Origin of the sequence: Citrobacter sp. Cpo032 (assembly GCF_030332975.1) — a bacterium.
Classification (GTDB): Bacteria; Pseudomonadota; Gammaproteobacteria; order Enterobacterales; family Enterobacteriaceae; genus Citrobacter; species Citrobacter portucalensis.
This window is the reverse complement of the sequence record NZ_JAOWGU010000039.1, coordinates 139,236-163,310: the sequence shown is the minus strand read 5'-3', so window position 1 is coordinate 163,310 and position 24,075 is coordinate 139,236. Positions and strand designations below refer to the sequence as shown.

Sequence of the window (24,075 nt, the reverse complement as noted above, 5' to 3'; positions counted from 1 at the left end):
ATTTGGAGAGTTGCTAGTTACCAGGGCTCACGGAGCAGCGGAGCCCTGAAGGGCAGGAGAGTTTAAGCAATTCGGCAGGCGTCGGCTTCCCAGCGATACCCCACGCCATAGACCGCGCGGATAAACGACTGCTCGGCATCCAGCGACTCCAGCTTGCGTCGCAGGTTCTTAATATGGCTGTCGATGGTGCGGTCGGTAACGACGCGGTAATCGTCATAGAGATGATTGAGCAACTGTTCACGGGAGAACACTTTTCCCGGCTCATGTGACAACGTTTTAAGTAAGCGGAATTCGGCTGGCGTTAAATCGAGCATCTTCCCACGCCAGGAGGCCTGAAAACGGCCTTCATCGACGATAAGCGGGCTGTCTGCATCCATTTGTTGCAGTTCGCGCTGCGGTTTGCAGCGGCGTAGAATTGTTTTCACGCGAGCCACGACTTCGCGCGGGCTGTAAGGTTTACAAATATAATCATCAGCACCGATCTCCAGCCCCAGCAGGCGATCAATCTCTTCGATTTTAGCGGTTACCATCATGATGGGGACTTCTGAGAAGCGGCGGATTTCCCGACACAGAGTCAGACCGTCGGTACCGGGCAGCATCAGATCCAACAAGATCAGATCGGGCGGTGTTTGGCGCACGTAAGGCAGAACCAGGTCGCCGTGGTTGATCAGCGTAGGGGCATAGCTCGCTGCCCGCAGGTAGTCGATCAACAGTTGCCCCAGCTTAGGCTCATCTTCCACGATCAGAATACGCGGTGTGTTTTCATCAATGGGTAACTCAGTCATACATCTCTCTGTAAATCGCGTTCCAGCGGTAACTCTACTGTAATGCTAACCCCACCAAAAGGCGAATGGGCGGCACGAATCAGACCATTATGCGCCTGTACGATATTGACGCAAATCGCCAGCCCCAACCCGGAACCTCCGCTGGCGCGGTTGCGCGAGCCTTCGGTGCGATAAAATCGTTCAAACAGCTTCTGTAACTGCTCGTCACTTACGCCGGGAGCGGAATCTGCGAAGGTTAATAACACCATGCGTTCGCGTTGTTCGGCGCTGATATGCAACCCGCCACCGCTGTCGGTGTAGCGCAGGCTGTTTTCCAGCAGGTTGTTGAACAGCTGCATCAGACGATCCCTGTCACCAAATACCGTCATGCTGTCGGGGAGCGAAAGCTGTATGGTCAATCCACGGCTGGCGAAGCGTTCACGAAATGCGCCGCTTGCCACTTCCAATAGGGGGATGAGGTCCAGCGATGTTTTCTGGTAGGCTAACGCGCCTTCATCTGACATGGAGAGCTGATGAAGGTCGTCAACCAGTTTGGTGAGCGTACCGACTTCAGCCTGCAACGAGGCAACGGAGTCAGGGGTAAACTGGCGTACGCCATCCTGAATGGCCTCCAGTTCACCGCGCAACACCGCCAACGGCGTACGCAATTCGTGAGAAATATCGGCCATAAAGTCACGACGCATTTGCTGATTTTTTTCTAACGTACTGGCGAGCTGGTTGAAGTCCTGCGCCAGCTTGCCCAGCTCATCCGTACTGGTTGGCGTAACGCGAGTGGTGAAATCGCCCGCTGCCAGTTTGTGGGTGCCTTCCACCAACCGCTTAACCGGGGCCAGCAGGCTGCGCGCCAGCGTAAACGTCGCCAGCGCTGCCAGGATCGTGGAGAGCGCAACGATAAGCCAACTGGATCGTCTTTGCTGCATGTCGAAATTGATATCCGTATTCCGCGTTAAACGCTCTACAGGAGAGGCGATCACGGCGCCCACTTCGCTACCGTTAACGCGTATGGGATGGCGCATGCCGTCGCGAGGAACTGGGCCGCGCGGGCCGACAAGCACACGGGCATTTTGGTCGACAACCCAAAACTGTGTTCGCCAGCCGTGTGGCGGCATACCTGGTCCCGGTTTATCATCGTCGTTGTCGTGTTCAAAAGAGCGCAGGATCTGGAAAACAAAACGATCGTTATTGCGTAAGAATCGCCAGTTGCCGTGCTGCTCGTACTGCTCGCTTAATGCGTCGCTGAGCATTTGCAGCCGCTGCTCGTTGCCGTGCTTGATATAGTCAATAAAACCACGTTCGAAGCTAATGCGTACGGCCCAGTGCATGCTGATCAGCAACACAATGCAGGTGGCGAAAATCGCCAGAAACAGTTTGCCGGTGATACCGGGCCGCCAGAACTTCATCAGGTGCTCCTTTTGCGCCGTGAAATCACCGCGTTGGTTTGCGTGTCGTTCGGCACGCGGGCAAAAATAATGGCGGGCAGCGCAATGATGAATGCGATGCACAGCCAGGTATACATAAAGACGGTATGCGTACTACCGCTGTCGATGGCGATATGCTGTTGGCCGAACATGCCCAGCAGCAGGCCAGCGATGGTCACACCAATACTCATCGATAGCTGCATGATCATCGACAGCAGGCTGTTACCGCTGCTGGCCAGATCGTCAGGTAAATCTTTTAACGTAAGTGTGTTCATGGATGAAAAACGCGTTGAGTTGACCATTCCCTGTAAAAACAGCACGAAGGGCAGGGCGTAATACCAGCCCAGCAGTGCCGTGGTCATTAGCAACAGACTGACCAGCGACAGGCCAAGCGTAGTGGTAATCAGCACACGACGGTAACCAAAGCGGTTAACGACCTGCACCACAATGCGCTTCATGCCCATACTGCCCAGCACCATCGGGATCATCATCAGCCCGGCATGAAAAGGTGAAAAACCGAGGCCAATCTGTAAAAACACCGGTGTCATAAACGGCAACATGCCGCTGCCGATGCGTCCGGCAAAACTGCCGAACAGACCTAGCGAGAAGGTTGGTGTGCGAAACAGATTCAGGCTGAATAGCGCACGCGGATTACGATGGGCGTGTTTCAGATACAGCGCAATAGCCAACACCCCGCAGATAACCAACGCCGCCAGCGTGATACTGGAGAGGCCGGTTCCTTTGCTGCCATCGAGCGCAAGCGTTAGTACCGCCATGCCGACCGCCAGCATCGCGAACCCTGAGAGGTCGAAACGTCGGGTTTGCATGGTGTAGTTGGGCATCAGCATTAACGTCGCTATTGCGCCGACAATGCCTACCGGAATATTAATCAAAAATATCCAGTGCCAGGAGGCGTATTCAACCAGAATTCCACCTAACGCTGGGCCCAGCAGCGGGCCGATTTGACCGGGTAAAGTGACAAACGTCATTGCCGCCATATATTGCTCACGCGGGACGATTTTCATCACCGTTAGCCTGCCGACCGGCACCATCATCGCACCGCCAACGCCTTGTAAGACGCGCGCCATCACCAGCTCGTTGAGTGTGCTGGACCCGGCGCAAAACAGCGAACCAAGCGTAAACAGGATGATGGCGGTGAAGAAGATATTACGCACACCAACTTTGTCCGCCAGCCATCCGCTGGCGGGCAGCATCACGGCAACAGTTAAAACATATGACACAATGACCATATGCATGTGTAACGGGCTTTCCCCGAGGCTTGCCGCCATCGAAGGAAGCGCGGTGTTAACGATGGTGGTATCCAGCGACTGCATAAAAAAGCCAAATGCCACAATCCAAAGTTGCCAGCGGGTGCTGTCGGGAAGTTCTGTCATAACTCTGCTACCGGTTTGCTGTTTTTACGCGAAAAACGCAGACGCAGACGGTCGAAAAAGAGATAGACCACGGGCGTGGTGTACAGCGTCAGGAGCTGGCTCACGACCAGCCCACCGACAATAGTTATCCCCAAAGGCTGACGCAGTTCAGAGCCATCTCCTGCGGATAACACCAACGGCAACGCGCCAAACAACGCCGCCAGCGTGGTCATCATTATTGGGCGAAAACGCAACAGGCAGGCCTGGAAAATAGCTTCTTCCGGCTGTAGTTTGCCATTTCTCTGCGCTTCCAGCGCAAAATCGACCATCATGATGGCGTTTTTCTTCACAATGCCAATTAATAGCATGATCCCTATCAGGGCGATTAGGCTGAATGGGGCATTGAACAGCTCCAGCGCCAGCAACGCCCCGACGCCAGCCGAAGGTAGCGTGGAGAGAATAGTCAGCGGATGGACATAGCTTTCATACAGCATACCCAGCACGATATAGACCGTGGCGATGGCGGCGATAATCAGGATCACCTGCGAATTCATGGTGTCCTGAAATACCTGCGCGGTACCGGCAAAGCTACCGCGAACCGTGGAAGGGACGCCGAGCTGGGTCATGGTTCTGTTGATGGCCTCTGTCGCTTCTGACAGTGAAGAACCTGTCGGCAGGTTAAACGACACGGTTGAGGCGGCAGACAAGCCCTGATGGTTCACAGATAGAGGCGCATTCGCCGGCTGCCATTTAGCAAAGTACGATAACGGGATCGCTTTACCGTCATTGTTGATGACGAACATTTTGTCCAGTGCGCTGATGTCCTGGGTGTAACGTCGATCGACCTCCATCACCACTTTGTACTGGTTCATCGGTTGATAGATGGTAGAGATCTGTCGTTGTCCGAAAGCATTATTCAACAGGCTGTTGGCGGCTGCCACGTCGATCCCCAGACGAGACATGGTGTCGCGATCGTAGATCAGATTCATCTCCGCGCCATTGTCCTGCTGATCGGAGTTGACGTCTGCCAGTTGGGGCAGGGCGGCAAGCGCCTTACGGATCTTCGGTTCCCACTCACGCAGCGCCGCGAGATCGTCGGACAGCAATGTGTATTGATAGCTGGCGTTGGCCTGGCGTCCACCAACGCGAATATCTTGCACCGCCATTAAAAACAGATTCGCACCTGGCTCTTTTGAAAGCGCGACGCGCAGGCGGTCGATCACCTGCTGAGCCGTTTCATGGCGCTCATCACGTGGCTTGAGGGTAATAAACATCATCCCGCTGTTGACCCGCGAACCACCGGTAAAACCGGTGACGTTATTCACCGCCGGGTCGTCGCGGATGATCTTCATAAAGTCCTGCAGTTTGCCGCGCATGGCCTGGAATGAGATGCTCTGGTCGGCCTGGATCCCACCCATCAATACACCCGTATCCTGCTCCGGGAAGAAGGTTTTGGGGATGGAAATATAAAGCCAGATATTCAGCGCGATGGTACCGAGTAACACCACGCCAACCAGCCGCGTATGGCGCAGCACCCATTTAAGCGAGGTGCCGTAACTCTGTTGCAGCGCCACCAGCACACGACCAAAACCCCGCTTGCGAGACTGTTCGCGCGGGGTGCTGGATTTGAGCATCCAGCCGCACATCATTGGCGTTAATGTCAGCGACACCAGCAGCGAGATACCGATAGCAACCGACAGCGTGACAGCAAATTCACGCAGCAAGCGCCCGGGCAATCCGCCCATTAACAGCAGTGGCAGGAACACCGCCACCAGCGACAGACTCATGGAGAGCACGGTGAATCCCACTTCGCGCGTACCCTGTAACGCCGCCTGGAGCGGCTTCATTCCTGCTTCCAGGTGGCGGGCAATATTTTCCAGCACCACGATGGCGTCATCGACGACAAATCCCGTAGCAATGGTGAGCGCCATCAACGACAGGTTGTTCAGGCTGAATCCGCACAGATACATGGCGGCAAAGGTACCGATCAGCGAGACCGGAACAGCTACCGCAGGGATCAGCGTCGCGCGCCCGGAGCGCAGGAAAATAAAGACCACCAGGATAACCAGCGCCACGGAGATAATCAGCGTCTGTTCGACTTCTTCCAGCGAGGCGCGAATAGTCGGCGAGCGGTCCTGGGCGATTTGCAGATCGATGGCGGCCGGGACCAGCGTTTGTAACTCCGGCAATTTGGCGCGAATGCTGTCTACCGTCTGAATGATATTGGCTTCCGGTAGCTTGCGGATCATCAGCAGAATGGCCGGTTTGGCATTGGTCATCCCTGCGTTGCGTACGTCCTGCACCGAGTCGGTTACAGACGCAACATCGCCCAGTCGCACCGCCGCGCCGTTATTGTAGTGGATGATAATCGGCTGGTATTCGGCGGCGGTTTTCAGCTCATCGTTGGTTTGAACCTGCCAGCGGTGTGTATCATTCTCGATAGCACCCTGCGGCTTACGCACGTTGGCGTTGTCAATTGCGCTACGCACGTCATCCAGCGACACACCCTGGTTAAACAGCGCCTGCGGATTAAGCCCTACACGCACGGCAGGCAGAGAGCTGCCTCCAACGTCCACGTCGCCCACGCCGTCGATTTGTGCGATGGTCTGCGCCAGTTGTGTTGATGCGAAATCGTACAATTCACCTTGCGAGTACGTGTCCGACGTTAGCGTCAGGATCATGATTGGCGCATCGGAAGGGTTGGCTTTGCGATACGTTGGTCGGCTCGGCATCCCGCTGGGTAGCAGACTTTGCGCGGCGTTAATTGCGGCCTGAACGTCCCGCGCCGCGCCATTGATGTCACGGTCGAATTTGAATTCGAGAATAATACGCGTACTGCCAAGTGAACTGCTCGAAGTCATTTCGTTCACGCCCGCAATGCGCCCCAGCGAGCGCTCCAGCGGAGTTGCGACCGAGGACGCCATCGTTTCGGGTGAGGCACCCGGTAACGATGCGCTGACCATGATCACCGGAAAATCCACCTGCGGTAGCGGAGCGACCGGCAGCAGACGAAATCCGAGTATGCCGCACAGGGTGATGGCCACCGAAATAAGAATGGTCGCCACCGGACGATGAATGAAAAGCGCGAAAAATTTCATTTACGCTTCCTCTTCCTGACGCGGGAAGCGGCTTTTCACGTACAACGACAGACGGTCAAACAGCAGATAAATCACCGGGGTGGTAAACAGGGTTAATACCTGACTCACCAGCAGCCCACCGACCATGCCAATACCTAATGGACGACGTAACTCTGCGCCCACGCCGGTACTTAACATCAGTGGCAACGCGCCGAGCAGTGCCGCCAGCGTAGTCATCAGGATCGGGCGAAAACGCAGCAGACAGGCCTGGAAAATGGCATCGCGTGGTGACATTCCCTGTTCACGCTCCGCGGCAAGGGCAAAGTCGATCATCATGATGGCGTTTTTCTTAACGATACCGATGAGCAAAATAATGCCGATAATCGCGATGACGTCCAGTTCGCTCCCGGCAATCATTAACGCCAGAAGCGCCCCGACGCCCGCCGTCGGCAGCGTGGAGAGAATAGTAATTGGGTGAATAAAGCTCTCATACAGCACACCCAGTACGATATACATCGCGACAACCGCAGCCACAATCAACCAGATGGTATTTCCCAGCGCGGCCTGGAAAGCGAGCGTGCTGCCCTGGAACTGGGTGGTAATATTTGCGGGCAGGTTAAGCGTTTTTTCGGCATCCAGAATGGCCTGTACCGCATCACCCAGCGACCACTCGTCTGGCACGTTGAACGAGATGGTGGTGACCGGGAACTGATCGAGGTGGTTAATCGACAGCGGGGCAAAACGCTGTTCAACACTGGCGATCGCGCTGAGCGGTACTATGCCACCGTCGCTACTGGTCAGACGTATTGTATCCAGTGCCGCAAGCCCCGGCGTATTGTTGGTGTCATGTTCTAACACCACGCGATACTGATTGGCCTGGGTGTAGATGGTTGAAATCAGTCGCTGGCCGAAGGCGTTGTACAGAGCGTTATCGACATCTGACATGCTGATGCCCAAACGGCTGGCGCTGTCGCGATTGACGTTCACATATGCTACCAGCCCTTTGTCCTGCCAGTCGCTACTGACATCGGACAGTTGCGGTAGCTGATTTAGTTTTGCTATCAGCTGTGGAACCCAGGTGCTGAGGGCATCAAGGGATGTCGCTTGCAGCGTGAACTGATATTGCGTCCGGCTGACCTGAGTATCAATCGTCAGGTCCTGAGTGGGCTGAAGATAAAGGTCAACGCCGGGAACTCTGTCAACCGCGTCCTGTAGGCGCGCAATCACTTTCTGCACCCGATCGTCACGTTCATCCAGCGGCTTAAGGTTGATTTGTAAGCGCGCGCTGTTCAATGCCGTATTAGTGCCGTCCACACCGACAAAAGCGGTCAGGCTTTCTACCGCCGGATCTTTCAGGATGACATCTGAAACCTGACGCTGGCGCTGGGCCATGCTGGCAAATGAGCTGGACTGCGGCGCCTGCAGCGTGCCCTGGATGATGCCGTTATCCTGGATCGGAAAGAAGCCTTTGGGGATAAAGACCCATAGCATAACGCTCAGCACCAGCGTGCCGAGTGCAACGCCCAGCGTGAGCCACGGATGGTTGAGCACTTTCGCCAGCCAGTGGCCGTACCAGGCAATGACGCGATCAAACATTCGCTCTGAGGCACGGGAGAAGCGGTTTTGCTTACGCAATGAGGCCTGATTCAGCATACGCGCGCACATCATCGGCGTAAGAGTGAGCGAGACAACAGCGGAAATCAGAATCGCCACGGCCAGCGTCACAGCGAACTCCCGGAACAATCGGCCTACGATATCACCCATAAACAGCAGTGGGATCAGTACGGCGATCAGTGAAAATGTCAGAGAGATGATGGTAAAACCAATCTCGCCCGCGCCCTTCAGGGCCGCAGTCAGCGGTTTTTCGCCTTTTTCGATATAGCGTGAAATATTCTCGATAACCACGATAGCGTCATCCACCACAAAACCTGTCGCAATGGTTAGCGCCATGAGGGTCAGGTTGTTGATGGAGAAATCGAGGAATACCATCACCGCGAAGGTGCCGATTAACGATAACGGTACGGCGACCGCAGGAATAATGGTTGCCGGAATATTGCGTAAAAACAGGTAGATAATCATGACTACCAGCGCAATCGCCAGCATCAATTCAAATTGGGTATCCGCTACGGACGCACGGATATTGGTCGTACGATCGGAAAGTACGCTGACCTTAACCGATTTAGGCAGGCTCTCGGTGAGCTGCGGCAGCATCTGGCGGATACTGTCTGCCGTGGAGATGATGTTCGCGCCAGGTTGGCGCTGAACATTCATCACAATGGCTTGTTGCTTATTGGCCCATGCGCCCAGCCAGCTATTTTCGGCACCTTGTTCGACGGTGGCGACATCGCCCAGACGAACCGGCGCCCCGTTTTTATAGGCAACAATGAGCTGACGATATTCATCCGCGGACTGCATCTGGTCGTTGGCTGAAAGGGTAACGGCACGCGTTGGGCCATCAAGACTCCCTTTTGCCGAATTGACGTTTGCACCGGTAATGGCCGTACGGATGGTTTCGCTGGTCAGACCGAGTGCGGCAATGGCCTGAGCGTTAAGTTTCACGCGGACCGCCGGACGTTGCCCACCGGAAAGTGTTACCAGGCCCACGCCGGAAACCTGAGAGATTTTCTGCGCGACGCGGGTTTCGACCATATCTTCCACCTGCGTCATCGGCATGGCGCTGGATGTGACCGCCAGCGTCATGATCGGTGGATCTGCCGGGTTTACCTTGCTGTAGACCGGAGGGTTAGGGAGATCGCTGGGTAATAAATTGGTGGCGGCGTTAATCGCGGCCTGAACTTCCTGCTCGGCAACATCCAACGGGAGCGTCAGTTGAAACTGTAACGTAACGACCGATGCGCCACCGGAGCTTTGTGATGACATCTGTTTTAAGCCAGACATCTGTCCAAACTGACGTTCAAGCGGTGCGGTGACCGCCGAGGTCATGACGTCCGGGCTGGCGCCTGGGTAGAGCGTAACGACCTGAATCGTGGGGTAATCCACTTCAGGTAAGGCGGCGATTGGCAGGAAGCGATAACCGATAATTCCGGCAAGCAAAATCGCGACCATCAGCAGCGTGGTGGCGACGGGGCGCAGAATAAACAGGCGCGATGGTCCGCCTGTGTTGTCAGGAGGTAACACCTGCATCAGGAGTTAGCTCCTTTTTTGCCGTATCCGCGTGGTGATGTTTTCTCGTCGGAAACAGAGGCGTCGTGCGCCTCAACGACTTCGACTTTTGCGCCTTCCGTCAGACGGTCAATCCCGTCGGTCACGACCCGATCGCCCGCAGAAAGCCCGGCGGCAATCACCACTTTTTGGCTATCCTGAATACCCGGTTTAACCAGGTGTTTGCTCACTTTGTTATCGCTGTTCAGTACCCAGACAAAGTGGCCTTCGTTACCCATTTGCAGGGCGGCAGTTGGGATCACAACAGCATTTTGTTGTGTGTCGACCAGCATGCGGGCGTTAACGAACTGGTTAGGGAATAAAGCATCATCCTGATTGTTAAAACGAGCCTTAACTTTGATTGTTCCGGTGGTGGCATCAATTTGATTGTCGAGGCTGAGCAGAACGCCTTCGCTCAGCTTTTGCGAATTGGTTCGGTCCCAGGCTTCGACCTTCAGCGGGCTCCCCGATTTTTGTGCCTGCAACACGGTAGCAATGTCGTTTTCAGGCAACGTAAATATCAGGTTGATGGGATGCGTTTGCGTAATGACGACGATTCCGGTGGTATCGCCACTGGAAATTTGGTTACCGACATCGACCTGCTTCAGGCCGACACGACCATCGACAGGCGCGGTTATCCGGCTCCAGTCGAGCTGCAACTGAGCGCTGGCGACACTGGCTTCATCCGCTTTTATTGTGCCTAACGTCTCGTTGACCAGCGCCTGCTGGGCATCCAGCTCCTGGCGGGAGACCAGATTGGTTTTAACCAACTGTTGATAGCGGGCAAGATCGCGACGGGCATTCGCCAGCGTGGCTTTATCTTTTGCCAGTTGTCCCTGCGCCTGAGCCAGAGCAACTTTGAACTGGCTGGGATCTATCTCTGCTAGCAGGTCACCGGCTTTAACCTGTTGTCCTTCCTCAAAGTGTAAGGCAATGAGTTGACCATCCACCCGACTACGCACCGTGGCGGTATTTGCGGCAGTAACGGTCCCCAGCCCTGTCAGATAGCGTGGCACGGCTTCCTCGGTGGCGGTGGCAGCCTGCACGGGAGCTAACGGTCCGGAGCGCATTCCACGCCGTCCTGACCCCGCCGTGTGCTGCGCGGGTTTTGTCGCGCCCGGTGCGGTTCCCTGGGATGCGCTGCGGCTTTGCCAGAACCAGATGGCGGCGACGGCGGCCACGACGATCACGATTGCTATCACCCAGCGGGATTTATTACTGCCTTTCATTGTTGTGAGTTTCTCATCCTGAAACGATTCGCGGAATGATACTAGTTTAGCCAGTGAACAAGGGAGAAAAATGGAGGAATTATGAAACACTGTCGGGATTCGTCTGAATGCTGACGCGGCTTTGCGAGGCGTTACGCAACAATCGGTGGTGAAGATAGCGAATACGCAATTGTGCGATAGAGTGCTGACAAGGCAAAAAGGAGGAAAGCCAGAGATTTCAGCAGGACGCTGGAACGGGAAAGCCCCTCCCGAGGAAGGGGCCAAAATAAGGAAAGGGTTATGATGAAGTACGTCATCATACTGGTGATACTCTTAGTCATTAGCTTACCGGCTTACTAAGACACCAGGGGGAGGGGAAACCTTCCCTAACCCTCACTCCTGAAAATAAGCCACAGCAAGGATGATGTCAATACGCACACTTTTCAGCATGCGAGCGGCTTAGCGGAAAACAACGTCAGCCCAGCGGGCCAGTCCGGCGGTGACAGAACCGAAGTCATCGCCACCCGCGATAGGGATCCCGGGAAGCTGCTGGGCGAGGGCTTTTTTAATCAGCGGCGAACGCGCGCTGCCGCCGGTCAGATAAATCACGTCCGGTTTTTCCTGTGCGTTGTCCAGCGCCAGCTGGACCTGCTCCAGAATACGCGCCAGGGGCTGATTGAGCGCAGCTTCCAGTCCGTGTTGATTGATATCGGTTGCCAGCGTGTCGCTGATAAACGGTATCGCCGCCGTTACAATGGTCTGGTCGGAAAGTGCGATTTTGCTCTCTTCTGCACTGCGCACCAGGCGATAGCTCAGACGCTCGCGCCAGACTTTAAGCAGCAGAGCGACTTTATCGGCTTCTCTTGCGTCGCGGACAAGATCGTTGAGCAATCTACCGTTGGCGCTGCTGTAGAAATCACTTTGCGCGGGAACGTCGTTGATTGCGACCGCGTTCCACCAGGGGAGAATCGGTAAGGCGATACCTTTTTCAGTCTCACCGCCCATACCCAGCAGCGGCATCAGGTGTTTAAACGCCAGCGCGATATCCAGATCGTTCCCGCCTACGCGGCAGCCACTGTGTCCCAGCAGGCTGTTTTCGCGATCGGCGCGCTGATGCCATTGCGGCCCCATCAGCAGCAGTGAACAGTCAGTCGTACCCCCGCCGATATCCACCACCAACACGCGTTTTTCTTCCTGCAGCGTCGCTTCGTAATCCAGTCCCGCCGCTACCGGCTCGTACTGGAAGACGACATCCTGAAAACCGGCGCGTTTGGCCGCACGTTCAAGAATGCCCTGCGCCTGGGTGTTGGCGTCATCGCCACCTAATCCCTGGAAGTTGATGGGCCGACCAATCACGGCCTGAGTGATAGCTTCCGGCAGCTGGCTTTGCGCCTGGTTGCGAATGTGCAGCATCATTGCGCAGACCAGATCTTCAAAAAGCGCAACCTGCTGCGGCTTCAGACCGCTGGCACCCAAAAATGATTTTGGTGATTTAACGAAGTACACCTCTTCCGGGTCTTCAATATACTGACCCAGCGATGCCAGACCGAACTGCACGCTGTTGGCGTTAACGTCGATGTCTTCTTCGCGGTTGTAGCGCATCGCACGGCGAAGCAGCGCCTGCGTTTCATCGTCCGTAGTTGGGATGTCATGATGGCGATACAGCCACTCGCTAACCGCTTCGCGCGTTGGTGCGCACAGCATTGAGGGTAGCAGCGTGCTGTTATTTTCCATTTTGAGCAGGTGAGGCTGCCCATCACGCATAACGGCCACTGAACAGTTTGCCGTACCGTAGTCAAAACCAATAAACACCGTAAAAATCCCCATGCCAGTGAAGAAGGGGCGTGACTTTAACGAATAGTTGACGCCCCGACAACTGGAATATGAAAGCAAGGCGTACTGATTGAATACCGTTTATGCTTTAGGTTTGCGTAAAAAGGAAAACTAAATGTTCACGCTGAGCTGGCAACCGCCTTATGACTGGCCCTGGATGCTGGGATTTCTTGCCGCCCGTGCGGTTGAAGGTGTCGAAACCGTAGAGGAACTGAGCTATGTCAGAAGCCTGTCCGTAGGGGAGCATCGTGGTCTGGTGCGCGTTGTCCCGGATCTGCACGCCAACGTGCTACACCTGACATTGAGCACAGGGTTACAGCCGGTCGCCTCCGAGTGTCTGGCAAAAATAACGCGCTTGTTCGATCTTGGCTGTTGCCCGCAGCAAATTATCGCCGCGCTGGGCAGCCTCGGTGCGGCGCGTCCGGGACTACGCCTGCCGGGATGTGTCGATGCGTTTGAGCAAGGGGTACGGGCGATTTTAGGGCAGTTAGTCAGCGTATTGATGGCCGCGAAACTGACGGCGAAAGTGGCGCACGCTTACGGGGAAGCGCTGGAGGATGCGCCCGAGTATGTGTGTTTTCCTACGCCGGAAGCGCTTGCCAATGCCGATCCGCTACGCCTGAAAGCGTTAGGAATGCCGCTCAAACGCGCTGAAGCGTTGATTCACCTGGCTCATGCAACCCTTGAAGGAACGCTCGCGACAACAGCCCCTGCCGATATCGAACAAGGCGTTAAGCAGCTACAAACGTTTCCCGGGATAGGGCGCTGGACCGCCAACTATTTCGCGCTACGTGGTTGGCAGGCGAAGGACGTTTTTCTGCCGGATGATTATCTGATTAAACAGCGTTTTCCCGGCATGACACCGGCCCAGATCCGACGGTATGCAGAGCGCTGGAAACCCTGGCGCTCCTATGCGCTGTTACATATTTGGTATACGGATGGCTGGCAACCGTCAGTTGATGGCGAAATTACTGGTATTCAGTAGCAGATCCAGCGGTTGGGCATCGGCAATAATATCGCCATAAATCATATCAACACCGATGCCAGAAAGCGTATCCATGATGAGTGGCAACTGCACCGGACCGGCGATAGTTTTTATGTCCAGGCGCTGGGCATGACCCTGAATAATGGACACCCACATTTCGTCGATCAGGTTGCCGGGAGCGCTGGCACTTAGCTCGCTGTCGAGCAACAGGTAATCGACAATGCGATATTTCAGGTTGTCAAAGAGCTCTAAATCGCGACCAACCTGACTTAATACAATTCGACAACCGTACTGACGCAGTCGATGCAGGGCGGATATAGCCTGCGTTGGGTTGGTTTTGAAGACGCTTGCCGGAACGGTCAGATGCAGCAATCGCGGCGGTAGTGGACTGCGTTGCAAGTGCTCCAGCAGCTCATCGATAAGTTCTGTGTTGAGCAGGCCGATGGCGGAAAGGGGCAGGGCAATACTGAGGCCCTTACTGGCTACTGCTTGGGCAGAGTTCTGGAAGAACTCGCTAAATACCCGACGGTCAAGCGCCTTGCTTAACGCGGGATCGACCAGCCCAGCGCGGAAGGCTTGCTCCTCAATGACTTCACCCTCAGCGGTGCCTAAGCGAAGCGAAAGGAGCCAAAAGCTGAACGTCTCCGGTATACGCGGGGAAGCCACACCTCTGGCGATCATCAGCATTGGGTTGTGCATAATGGTGTGTCTTTGTTCATCCAATGTCAGTTGACTACGCGCGGCATGGGCCTGGCTTTGCTGTGGTTCATAGACACAGACTCGCCCACGGCCACTGTTTTTCGCCGCGTAGCAGGCGATATCGGCCTGAGACATCACATCGGTCGCGACATGGTTTTTCTCATCAATGAGCGTAATCCCCGCACTGGCGCCAATGCGGTGTAACCGGCCCTCCCACATAAAGTGGTAATCGTTGATGGCGCTGATGATGCGACCTGAGATAAAGCGGGCGCTTTCGATATTACAATCCGGTAGCAACAGACCAAACTCGTCGCCGCCCAGGCGCGCCAGCATATCGCTGGATCGCAACATGCTGAGCATAAGCGCTGAGAGTTCACGCAGCAGAGCATCGCCGGCGGCATGACCCGCGCTGTCGTTCACTGCTTTAAAACGATCCAAATCGATAAAAACCAACACATGGCGCTGGTGCGTGTCGTGTACTGAATGCAGCAATTGTTTTAGATGGTTTTCGAAGCTGACCCGGTTTGCCAACTGGGTCAGGTCATCATGCGAGGCGCTGTAGCTAAGCTGGCGGAGCATCTTCCGCGACTCTGTGACGTCCTGAATAACCAACACCGAGCCAATGCTGCCGCCATCAAGGGTGCTGAGGGGCGTGATGCTATACTGAATGTCATAACTGTTGCCGTTACGACAATGCAGGACCACTTCCTGTTCGATTGCCGTACGCGACATGTCAGCACTGTAGATATTTTCCATCAGCGGACCGTTCTCGCCAAAAGTAATATGTAGTACCGTCAATAGCGGAATGCCGATGGCACTGTCCTGCTGCCAGCCGCTCATTTTCTCAGCAACCGGATTCATAAAGGTCACGTTCATATCGACATCAATACAAATCACCGCTTCGCCGATTGAATCCAGCGTAATGTGCAGGCGCTCTTTTTCCTGAAACAGCGCTTCGTTAAGCTGCTTGACTTCGGTCATATCCATATTGATACCAAGTAAGCGTTCAACTTCACCGTCTTTATTCAGTACCCGGTTGGCCAACGAACGGATATGGCGTATGCCATCTTTTACCGCGATACGAAACTCAAGCTTAAACGGAGCCCGTGCGGCCAGTGAATCACGAATCACATTTTCGGCGTACTCACGATCTTCGGGTACCACGCACTCATACCAGACTTGCCAACTGGGCTTGATATGCGCAGGAACTTCGTAGAGATCGAACATCCGTTTATCCCAGCTGATCACGTCAGGCTGTAGTTCCCATTCCCAAATCCCAATCCCTCCTGCTTCATTGGCGAGGGTAATGCGCTCCATCAACCGTTTGTTAATCCACTCGGTATGCTTCAGGTCGTTAATGTCCTCAACCTGCGCGATAAAATAGAGTGGGGTATTGTCGCTATGACGCACCAACGAAACGGCCAGCAACGCCCAGACGACGTCGCCCGAACGGGTGTAATAGCGTTTTTCCATGGAATAGCTATTAATCTCTCCGCGTGCCAGCATGTTCAGTTGTTCAATGTCGTTATTCAAATCTTCCGGCCAGGTTAATTGCTGGAAGGTCAGTGAACGTAACTCCTCCTGGCTATAGCCCAGAAACTGACACAAGGCTTTATTGGCCTGGAGCCATTGCCCCTCGGTACCGACTAACGCCATGCCAATCGCGGAATATTCCATGGCGTTGCGAAAGCGTGACTCGCTTTCTGAAATGTGCTTGCGTTCGGCTCGAAACGCGTACATCACCATGGTCATCATATTAGCGGGCAACAGGATCATCAAAAACGGCAACCAGGGGATGTCCGTCATCATGTTCGGTTTCGGGGTGTAAAGCAGCGAAGGGTCGGCAGCCAGCATCAGCGAAACCATCATCACGGTGCTGAGGAATATTAAAAACGCCTCCATACGCGGCAGACGGACAGCGCTCCACATCAGCAGGACAATAACGCAGGTAAATGGCCATGGAATGTACATCATGGACAGCCAACTGAGCGTTAAGGTCACCAGCAGGGTAATCAGGGTCTCAAGCAATAATCGCGGGTCGCGATGGCGCAACAGGTAATGTGGTTTAAACAGTAAACCTAACGGCACCAACGCCAGTGCGCCAATGGATTCTGACAGTACCCAAATGAGAAAGGTATTTAACGACGTGTCCTTCGGCAGCAACAACCACATCAAAATGCCGCCCAACAGTGGCGGAACAACCGCGCTACCAAATGCCAGGCGCGCCCAGTCATTCAAATTTTGTAAGGGATTGTACCAGGGCAGCAGTTTACGCAATAACATTGCGCCAACAACAGCCTCAATAATGTTAATGACCGTATAGGAGAAATTAAGCGACTGTCCGGGGAAAAAAAGTAAAGAGGCGCCGATGCTACCGAATGAGCAAGCCAGCGCGATCCCAGGCCACATCTTTCCCGCGTGACGGTAAAAAGCCACCATCATGATAGAGGTTGGAAACCACAGAGGGGCAAGCTGTGCGCCGTAACGTGATAGTTCCAGCGAAAACAACGTAAAGATGAAAGCCACCAGACCTAAACTGGCCAGGCGCAGTAGAGGATGGGGTAAGGTAACTAAAACATGTTGGGATTGTTTACTCATTACCACTCTACCCAAATAGCCGTTGTCGCCCAGCAGAGATGCCGGACGCATCACATTTAATCTGGGATTATGCTAGTACAAACAATTTACAATTTATACGCCAGCTGCTCATAAATTAACACTCCCAAGCTATTAATTCCTAAGGCAGGTGAATAAATATAGCGGCTGTTCTAAATCTGACCATTTTAATTTGCGACAGGGACAGCATTGGTGCAGCCTGGGGTGGCATCGCGCCGCTGAAATCCCTATAATTGCCGCGTTTGGCGTTTCGACGCCGCCCTTCCTTACATCCAGGTTAATCAGGTCGCTAAATTTATGACTGATCAGTCCCATCAGTGCGTCATTATCGGCATTGCCGGCGCATCGGCTTCCGGCAAGAGCCTTATTGCCAGTACTCTTTATCGCGAATTGCGTGAACAAGTCGGTGACGAACATATTGGCGTTATTCCCGAAGACAGCTATTACAAAGATCAAAGCCATCTGTCGATGGAAGAACGCGTAAAAACCAACTACGACCATCCGAACGCGATGGACCACAGCCTGCTGTTTCAACATCTGCAAACGCTGAAACGCGGCTCTGCCATTGAGCTGCCGGTATACAGCTACGTTGAGCACACGCGTACGCAAGACACTATTCATATCGAACCGAAGAAAGTCATTATCCTGGAAGGCATTTTGCTGCTGACGGATGCGCGTTTGCGCGATGAGATGAACTTTTCTATTTTTGTTGAGACGCCGCTGGATATTTGTCTGATGCGCCGTATCAAGCGGGATGTGAATGAACGTGGTCGTTCAATGGATTCGGTGATGGCGCAATACCAGAAAACCGTCCGTCCAATGTTCCTGCAATTTATTGAGCCTTCAAAGCAATACGCCGACATCATTGTGCCGCGCGGGGGTAAAAACCGCATCGCTATCGATATTCTGAAGGCTAAAATCAGTCAGTTCTTTGAATAAGTTCAGCGAATTGTGTACCGTTCAGTGATAACCTGGTTCACCCTTAACGCACCTGGCATTAAGGGTTTGAAGCACGAAAGGAGAAAGTGCCATGCGTTTATGTGACCGAGATATTGAAGCCTGGTTGGATGAAGGTCGCCTGTCGATCACTCCACGCCCTCCTGTCGAGCGAATCAATGGCGCCACGGTAGATGTGCGTCTTGGCAACAAATTCCGTACGTTCCGCGGTCATACGGCGGCGTATATCGATTTGAGCGGACCGAAAGATGAAGTCAGCGCCGCGCTGGATCGCGTAATGAGTGATGAAATCGTCCTCAAGGACGGCGAGGCATTCTTCTTGCATCCGGGTGAGCTTGCGCTGGCGGTAACGTTCGAATCCGTGACGCTGCCTTCCGATCTCGTCGGTTGGTTAGATGGCCGTTCATCTCTGGCGCGTCTGGGACTGATGGTACACGTCACCGCACACCGTATCGATCCGGGCTGGTCTGGCTGTATCGTACTGGAGTTTTACAACTCCGGAAAATTACCCCTGGCTCTGCGTCCGGGCATGCCGATTGGCGCGTTAAGTTTCGAACCGCTTTCCGGTCCGGCAGCGCGACCATACAACCGTCGTCAGGATGCGAAGTATCGCGACCAGCAGGGCGCCGTTGCCAGCCGGATCGATAAAGACTGAGTGTTTATCAGTCCATTGGGGATAGCATGAGACGATTTCTGACGACGCTGATGATTCTTCTGGTCGTGCTGGTGGCCGGCTTTTCTGCGTTAGTACTGTTGGTGAATCCGAATGATTTCCGCGCGTATATGGTCAAGCAGGTTGCCGCACGTAGCGGGTATCAGCTGCAGTTGGATGGCCCCCTGCGTTGGCACGTATGGCCGCAACTGAGTATCCTCTCAGGGCGAGTGGTGTTAACAGCTGAAGGCGCCAGCGAGCCTCTGGTTCGTGCCGACAATATGCGTCTCGACGTTGCGTTATGGCCGCTGTTGAGCCACCAGCTCAGCGTGAAACAGGTGATGCTCAAAGGCGCAGTGATTCAACTGACCCCGCAAACTGAGGCGGTGCGTGGTAAAGATGCGCCCGTTGCCCCAAAAGACAATATGTTGCCCGATCTGGCGGAAGACAAAGGGTGGTCGTTTGATATCGCCCGTTTGCGGGTTGCCGACAGTGTTCTGGTATTCCAGCATGAAGACGACGAACAAGTTACCGTTCGTGATATTCGTCTGGAGATGGAACAAGATAGCCAGCACCGCGGCACGTTTGATTTTTCCGGGCGTGTGAACCGCGATCAGCGCGATCTCGCGTTATCCTTTAACGGCACGGTCGATGCCTCCGATTATCCGCATAACTTATCTGCGAATATTGAGCAGTTAAGCTGGCAACTGCAGGGGGCCGATCTGCCGCCGCAGGGAATCAACGGTCAGGGACATCTTCAGGCGCAATGGCTGGAAGAGAAAAAACAGCTTTCGTTTAGCCAGATAAATTTGACCGCCAATGACTCTTCGTTCTCCGGGCAAGCGCACGTATCCTTGTTGGAAAAACCGGAATGGGCAGTCGACCTGAAATTTGGTCAGCTCAATCTGGATAACCTGCTCGTACAACATGACGCAGCGGCGACAGCAAAAGGTGACGTTCAGCAAGGTCAGAGTCAGTCAACGCTGGCGCGCCCCGTCATTGCTTCCCAGGTTGATGCCGTTTCGTATCAGGGACTCAAGGGTTTTTCGGCAGACATCGCTTTGCAGGCTGACAAAGTGCTGTGGCGGAAAATGGCGTTTGAGAATGTTTCGGCAAAAATAGACAACCAGTTCGGCTTACTGAACATTGCGCAGTTGCAGGGAAAAAGTGATGGCGGGCTGATCTCACTGCCCGGCACGCTGGATGCCAGAAAGGGAGAACCGCGAGCGGTCTTTCATCCGCGTCTGGAAGGTGTGGAAATTGGCACGATTCTGAAGGCCTTTGATTACCCCATCGCACTCACCGGCAAGCTGTCGCTGGCGGGAGACTTTTCCGGCTCAGATATTGATGCCCAGGCGTTTCGCCATAGCTGGCAAGGGCAGGCCCATGTCGAAATGAACGATACGCGAATGGAAGGGATGAACTTCCAGCAGATGATTCAACAGGCTGTAGAACGCAGCGGTGGGGATGTTAAATCTCAGCAAAACCTCGATAACGTGACCCGGTTGGATCATTTTGTAACCGATATGACGCTGGATAACGGAGAGGTGACGCTGGATAACATGGCAGGCGAGTCCGCGATGTTGGCGCTAACCGGCAAAGGAACGTTAGATCTGGTGAAGCAGAATTGCGACACGCTGTTTAACATTCGCGTGCTGGGCGGTTGGGATGGCGAAAGTAAGTTAATTAGTTTCCTGAAGGCCACCCCGGTTCCTCTCAGGGTCTATGGCCAGTGGCAATCACTGAACTACAGTCTGCAAGTTGATCAGCTTTTGCGTAAGCATCTGCAGGATGAAGCAAAACGTCGTCTGAATGACTGGGCAGATCGCAATAAAGATTCCCGCAACGGCAAAGATGTTAAAAAGTTGCTGGATAAGCTCTGATTCATATTGCCGGATGGTGGCTAATGCCCCATCCGGCTCGTGACTTACACCTCGTAATCCATCTCTTCTTCACCGTGTAGCGGTATCAGCTGGACCTTTTGCACGCGATGATTTTCCACCTGCAGGGTTTTTAGCCGATAGTCGCCAACCTGAACTTCCTCCCCGGTTTTTGGGATACGCTGCAAATACTCCATTAACAGTCCGGCAATGGTGTGATACTCACGCTTATCGTCTAACGGGATAGGCACGTACTGCACCAGGTCTTCCAGTGGCATATGTCCGTTAGCGGTCCACGAACCATCGGCGTTTTTCTGAATATCATGACGGGCGTCGATTTCCTCTACCTCGTTTGGCAGATTGCCGGCGATGGTTTCCATCACATCACTCAGCGTCACAATCCCTTCGACGGAACCAAATTCATCGGCTACAAACGCGAAGTGCGTGCGGGCATTACGGAACTGCTCAAGCGCCGGAAGCAGCGGCAAGGTCTCCGGGAACACCAGCGGCTGGCGAATCAAGACGCGCAGGTCGAGCGGTTCGCCGCGCAGAGACTGTTGTAGTAAATCGATGACATGCACCACGCCCAGCAGTTCCTCCTGCTCGTCTTCGCCAGTGACCACCAGACGCGTATGCTGGTTTTTTTCCAGTAAGGCGCGGATTTCTGCTTCGGGCGCATTGAGGTCGATATGTTCAATATCATGGCGCGAGGTCATGATACTGCTGACGGTACGCTGATTGAAGTTCAGCACACGTTCAATCATCCGCCGCTCCTGTGGCGCAAAAATCTGACCTTCATGATGATCCGCCAGCATCGCTGCGGTTTCGGCATCCAGTTCGGCATCTTCTTTTTGCCCGCTCAGCAGCCGCATTACCGCCTCGGCGGTGCGCTGGCGCAGAGTATGGTTGGCTGAGAGGAAGCGACGACGGTTAAAGATAGCCAACTGGTTCAATGCTTCGATCATGACCGAGAAGCCGATGGCCGCGTACAGGTAACCTTTCGGGATATGGAAACCAAACCCTTCGGCCACCAGACTGAAACCAATCATCAGCAGGAAGCTCAGACACAGAATAACAATAGTTGGATGGCTGTTAACAAAGCGCGTCAGCGACTTGCTGGCCAGCAACATCAGGCTGATGGCAATAATGACTGCCGCCATCATCACCGCCAGGTGATCGACCATGCCAACAGCGGTAATGACGGAATCCAGAGAGAAGATGGCGTCCAGCACCACGATCTGCGCGACCACACCCCAGAACTTAGCGCCTTTACGCTGGGTGGGGTTATCGCTGTCTTTCCCTTCCAGCCGTTCGTTGAGCTCCATAGTGGCTTTAAACAGTAGGAAGAAACCACCGAACAGCATGATCAGATCGCGGGCGCTGAAGCTGAGATCGCGAATGCTGAACAGCGGCGTGGTCAGCGTTACCAGCCAGGATATTGATGCCAGCAGCAGCAGGCGCATAACCATTGCCAGCAGTAGCCCTGTAATACGCGCCTTATCCCGCTGGGCAGGAGGTAGTTTCTCCGCGAGGATGGCAATAAAAACAAGATTATCAATGCCAAGAACAAGTTCGATCACGATTAACGTGACCAGTCCGGCCCAGATTGACGGATCGGCAATCCATTCCATAGTAAATGCTATACCCATAGTTGTATGACAATTGTCACAATTCGATCATGGGTAAAACTGGCGAAAAATGCAATGGCGAGAAGGGATTTCTCTGTCGGTTATATCAGAACTGATGCAGGATAATAGCCTTAATGTAACTACAGGAAATGATTTTATTAATCTAAATATATTTAGGAAATATCGCAGGTGGAATATTTCTATATCAACATTGTCAATATCAATAAAATCCTAAAAATATATAAATCCGACGCTTAATATTAATCTTAAAAGCCAGGTATCGGCGGTTTGTTATCTTGCCTGATATTCGCATAGCTGCAACAATTCTTGCGGTAATAATCAAAAGATAAATATTTCCACATCAATCAGTGGCGCCATTCCCGATGCGTTAACGCTGTAAATGTGATGAAAATAAAGGAGAAGATAAAAATTTAAATTAATCAGTGCATTGGTAGCTAGTGAAGCCAGGGGCGGTAGCGTGTCTGGTCGCCTGAAACAAGCCTAAATTATTCTGTCAAGAGACCGCAGATGAATTCATTTTTTTTAGGACTGATGCCAGTTAAATTCCATTTAAATTAACGGCAAGGTAAATACGTACAGGCGAAGTCGCTATTTAGATTGCATGTGATAAATACTCTGCCAAAGTGATAAATAATCAATGATGAAATCCAAACTTAAATTGATGCCAGTATTGGTATCGGTAATCTTGATAAACGGTTGTACCGTGCTTCCGGGCAGCAATATGTCTACGATGGGCAAAGATGTGATTAAACAGCAGGACGCTGATTTTGATATCGATCGCATGGTGAATGTTTATCCACTCACGCCACGGCTGGTCGAACAATTACGTCCTCGACCAAATGTTGCCCAGCCTAATATGTCGCTGGACCAGGAGATTTCCGGATATCAGTACCGGGTAGGCCCGGGGGATGTCCTGAATGTGACCGTCTGGGACCATCCTGAACTCACCACGCCAGCCGGGCAGTACCGCAGCTCAAGCGATACCGGCAACTGGGTGCAGCCTGATGGCACCATGTTTTACCCCTACATCGGCAAAGTCAGCGTGGTAGGAAAAACGTTGGCAGAGATTCGTAGTGATATTACCGGGCGCTTAGCGAAGTACATTGCTGACCCGCAGGTGGACGTTAATATCGCCGCTTTCCGCTCGCAGAAGGCCTATGTCTCCGGGCAGGTGAACAAATCCGGCCAGCAGGCCATCACCAACGTGCCGCTTACCGTTCTCGATGCCATTAACGCCGCTGGCGGTCTCACCGAGGCAGCAGACTGGCGCAACGTTGTGCTGACTCATAAAGGGCAGGAGCAACGCATTTCACTGCAAGCGCTGATGCAAAATGGCGACCTGAGCCAGAACCGTCTGCTCTATCCTGGCGACATTCTGTTTGTTCCGCGTAATGACGATCTGAAAGTCTTCGTAATGGGGGAAGTGAAAAAACAGAGCACCCTCAAAATGGACTTCAGCGGCATGACGCTTACCGAAGCGCTGGGCAATGCCGAAGGTATTGACCTGACCACCTCCAATGCCAGCGGCATTTTCGTTATTCGACCATTGAAAGGTGAGGGCGGGAACAACGGCAAGATCGCCAATATCTATCAGCTTGATATGTCCGATGCGACGTCGCTGGTGATGGCAACATCATTCCGACTCCAGCCATACGATGTGGTGTACGTCACTACCGCGCCGGTTGCTCGCTGGAACCGTTTGATCAATCAGTTGCTGCCGACTATTAGCGGTGTTCGCTATATGACGGACACGGCCAGCGACCTTCACAACTGGTAATCAT

Annotated in this window: 15 protein-coding genes; 6 read left to right on the top strand and 9 right to left on the bottom strand. The window is 53.7% G+C overall.

Annotated elements, in window-relative coordinates; all coding sequences use genetic code 11:
• Positions 1-62 precede the first annotated feature (62 nt).
• From baeR to OGY33_RS09880, 6 genes are read right to left on the bottom strand one after another with little or no spacing between them, the layout of a single operon-like run.
• Positions 63-785, bottom strand: a complete 723-nt coding sequence (baeR, locus tag OGY33_RS09905) for an envelope stress response regulator BaeR (RefSeq protein ID WP_032943946.1) — start codon at positions 783-785, stop codon at positions 63-65.
• Entirely contained in the window at positions 782-2,185 is a 1,404-nt protein-coding gene (baeS, locus tag OGY33_RS09900) for an envelope stress sensor histidine kinase BaeS (RefSeq protein WP_003834277.1), read from the bottom strand. Before baeS ends, baeR begins: the two co-directional genes overlap by 4 nt.
• Positions 2,185-3,597, bottom strand: coding sequence for an MFS transporter (locus OGY33_RS09895; protein WP_003834276.1), 1,413 nt, complete (start codon positions 3,595-3,597; stop codon positions 2,185-2,187). Before OGY33_RS09895 ends, baeS begins: the two co-directional genes overlap by 1 nt.
• Entirely contained in the window at positions 3,594-6,674 is a 3,081-nt protein-coding gene (gene mdtC / locus OGY33_RS09890; protein WP_191227027.1) for a multidrug efflux RND transporter permease subunit MdtC, read from the bottom strand. Before mdtC ends, OGY33_RS09895 begins: the two co-directional genes overlap by 4 nt.
• Positions 6,675-9,797: an MdtB/MuxB family multidrug efflux RND transporter permease subunit gene (locus tag OGY33_RS09885; RefSeq protein ID WP_191238313.1), complete on the bottom strand. Its 3,123-nt coding sequence runs from the start codon at positions 9,795-9,797 to the stop codon at positions 6,675-6,677.
• On the bottom strand, positions 9,797-11,044 hold the full coding sequence (locus OGY33_RS09880; RefSeq protein WP_191238314.1) for an MdtA/MuxA family multidrug efflux RND transporter periplasmic adaptor subunit: 1,248 nt from the start codon (positions 11,042-11,044) through the stop codon (positions 9,797-9,799). The genes OGY33_RS09885 and OGY33_RS09880 overlap by 1 nt, the downstream gene beginning before the upstream one ends.
• A gap of 279 nt (positions 11,045-11,323) precedes the next feature.
• On the opposite strand from OGY33_RS09880, the gene OGY33_RS09875 reads away from it, so the two are divergent.
• Positions 11,324-11,383: a type I toxin-antitoxin system Ibs family toxin gene (locus OGY33_RS09875; RefSeq protein ID WP_106672390.1), complete on the top strand. Its 60-nt coding sequence runs from the start codon at positions 11,324-11,326 to the stop codon at positions 11,381-11,383.
• Positions 11,384-11,482: 99 nt separating this feature from the next.
• Here the strand turns inward: OGY33_RS09875 and yegD are convergent, their stop codons facing one another.
• Entirely contained in the window at positions 11,483-12,835 is a 1,353-nt protein-coding gene (gene yegD / locus OGY33_RS09870; protein WP_032943940.1) for a molecular chaperone, read from the bottom strand.
• A 136-nt stretch (positions 12,836-12,971) separates the two neighbouring features.
• Here yegD and alkA point away from each other — a divergent pair, with 136 nt between their 5' ends.
• Entirely contained in the window at positions 12,972-13,841 is an 870-nt protein-coding gene (gene alkA, locus OGY33_RS09865; RefSeq protein ID WP_191238315.1) for a DNA-3-methyladenine glycosylase 2, read from the top strand.
• On the opposite strand, the gene OGY33_RS09860 is transcribed toward alkA, so the two are convergent.
• The gene (locus OGY33_RS09860; protein ID WP_191238316.1) at positions 13,809-17,138 is read right to left on the bottom strand and encodes a diguanylate cyclase; all 3,330 of its coding nucleotides are present in this window, start codon (positions 17,136-17,138) and stop codon (positions 13,809-13,811) included. The genes alkA and OGY33_RS09860 overlap by 33 nt on opposite strands.
• Positions 17,139-17,453: 315 nt before the next feature.
• Here OGY33_RS09860 and udk point away from each other — a divergent pair, with 315 nt between their 5' ends.
• The 3 genes from udk to asmA all read left to right on the top strand — a co-directional run bounded on the left by udk (position 17,454) and on the right by asmA (position 20,648).
• Entirely contained in the window at positions 17,454-18,095 is a 642-nt protein-coding gene (udk, locus tag OGY33_RS09855) for a uridine kinase (RefSeq protein ID WP_286571543.1), read from the top strand.
• Between the two features lie 91 nt (positions 18,096-18,186).
• Positions 18,187-18,768: a dCTP deaminase gene (gene dcd, locus OGY33_RS09850; RefSeq protein ID WP_003834269.1), complete on the top strand. Its 582-nt coding sequence runs from the start codon at positions 18,187-18,189 to the stop codon at positions 18,766-18,768.
• Between the two features lie 26 nt (positions 18,769-18,794).
• Complete coding sequence (gene asmA, locus OGY33_RS09845; RefSeq protein WP_048215954.1) at positions 18,795-20,648, top strand: outer membrane assembly protein AsmA; 1,854 nt, start codon at positions 18,795-18,797, stop codon at positions 20,646-20,648.
• Positions 20,649-20,692: 44 nt separating this feature from the next.
• Here asmA and OGY33_RS09840 read toward each other — a convergent pair whose 3' ends face one another.
• Positions 20,693-22,276: a TerC family protein gene (locus OGY33_RS09840; RefSeq protein WP_032941964.1), complete on the bottom strand. Its 1,584-nt coding sequence runs from the start codon at positions 22,274-22,276 to the stop codon at positions 20,693-20,695.
• Between the two features lie 655 nt (positions 22,277-22,931).
• On the opposite strand from OGY33_RS09840, the gene OGY33_RS09835 reads away from it, so the two are divergent.
• Complete coding sequence (locus OGY33_RS09835; protein WP_003834266.1) at positions 22,932-24,071, top strand: polysaccharide export protein; 1,140 nt, start codon at positions 22,932-22,934, stop codon at positions 24,069-24,071.
• Positions 24,072-24,075: the final 4 nt, after the last annotated feature.

Bases quoted from the DNA above. Each gene is read 5' to 3' on its own strand.
- baeR (WP_032943946.1), bottom strand. From the start codon at position 785: ATGACTGAGTTACCCATTGATGAAAACACACCGCGTATTCTGATCGTG.
- baeS (WP_003834277.1), bottom strand. From the start codon at position 2,185: ATGAAGTTCTGGCGGCCCGGTATCACCGGCAAACTGTTTCTGGCGATT.
- OGY33_RS09895 (WP_003834276.1), bottom strand. From the start codon at position 3,597: ATGACAGAACTTCCCGACAGCACCCGCTGGCAACTTTGGATTGTGGCA.
- mdtC (WP_191227027.1), bottom strand. From the start codon at position 6,674: ATGAAATTTTTCGCGCTTTTCATTCATCGTCCGGTGGCGACCATTCTT.
- OGY33_RS09885 (WP_191238313.1), bottom strand. From the start codon at position 9,797: ATGCAGGTGTTACCTCCTGACAACACAGGCGGACCATCGCGCCTGTTT.
- OGY33_RS09880 (WP_191238314.1), bottom strand. From the start codon at position 11,044: ATGAAAGGCAGTAATAAATCCCGCTGGGTGATAGCAATCGTGATCGTC.
- alkA (WP_191238315.1), top strand. From the start codon at position 12,972: ATGTTCACGCTGAGCTGGCAACCGCCTTATGACTGGCCCTGGATGCTG.
- OGY33_RS09860 (WP_191238316.1), bottom strand. From the start codon at position 17,138: ATGAGTAAACAATCCCAACATGTTTTAGTTACCTTACCCCATCCTCTA.
- udk (WP_286571543.1), top strand. From the start codon at position 17,454: ATGACTGATCAGTCCCATCAGTGCGTCATTATCGGCATTGCCGGCGCA.
- dcd (WP_003834269.1), top strand. From the start codon at position 18,187: ATGCGTTTATGTGACCGAGATATTGAAGCCTGGTTGGATGAAGGTCGC.
- asmA (WP_048215954.1), top strand. From the start codon at position 18,795: ATGAGACGATTTCTGACGACGCTGATGATTCTTCTGGTCGTGCTGGTG.
- OGY33_RS09840 (WP_032941964.1), bottom strand. From the start codon at position 22,276: ATGGAATGGATTGCCGATCCGTCAATCTGGGCCGGACTGGTCACGTTA.
- OGY33_RS09835 (WP_003834266.1), top strand. From the start codon at position 22,932: ATGATGAAATCCAAACTTAAATTGATGCCAGTATTGGTATCGGTAATC.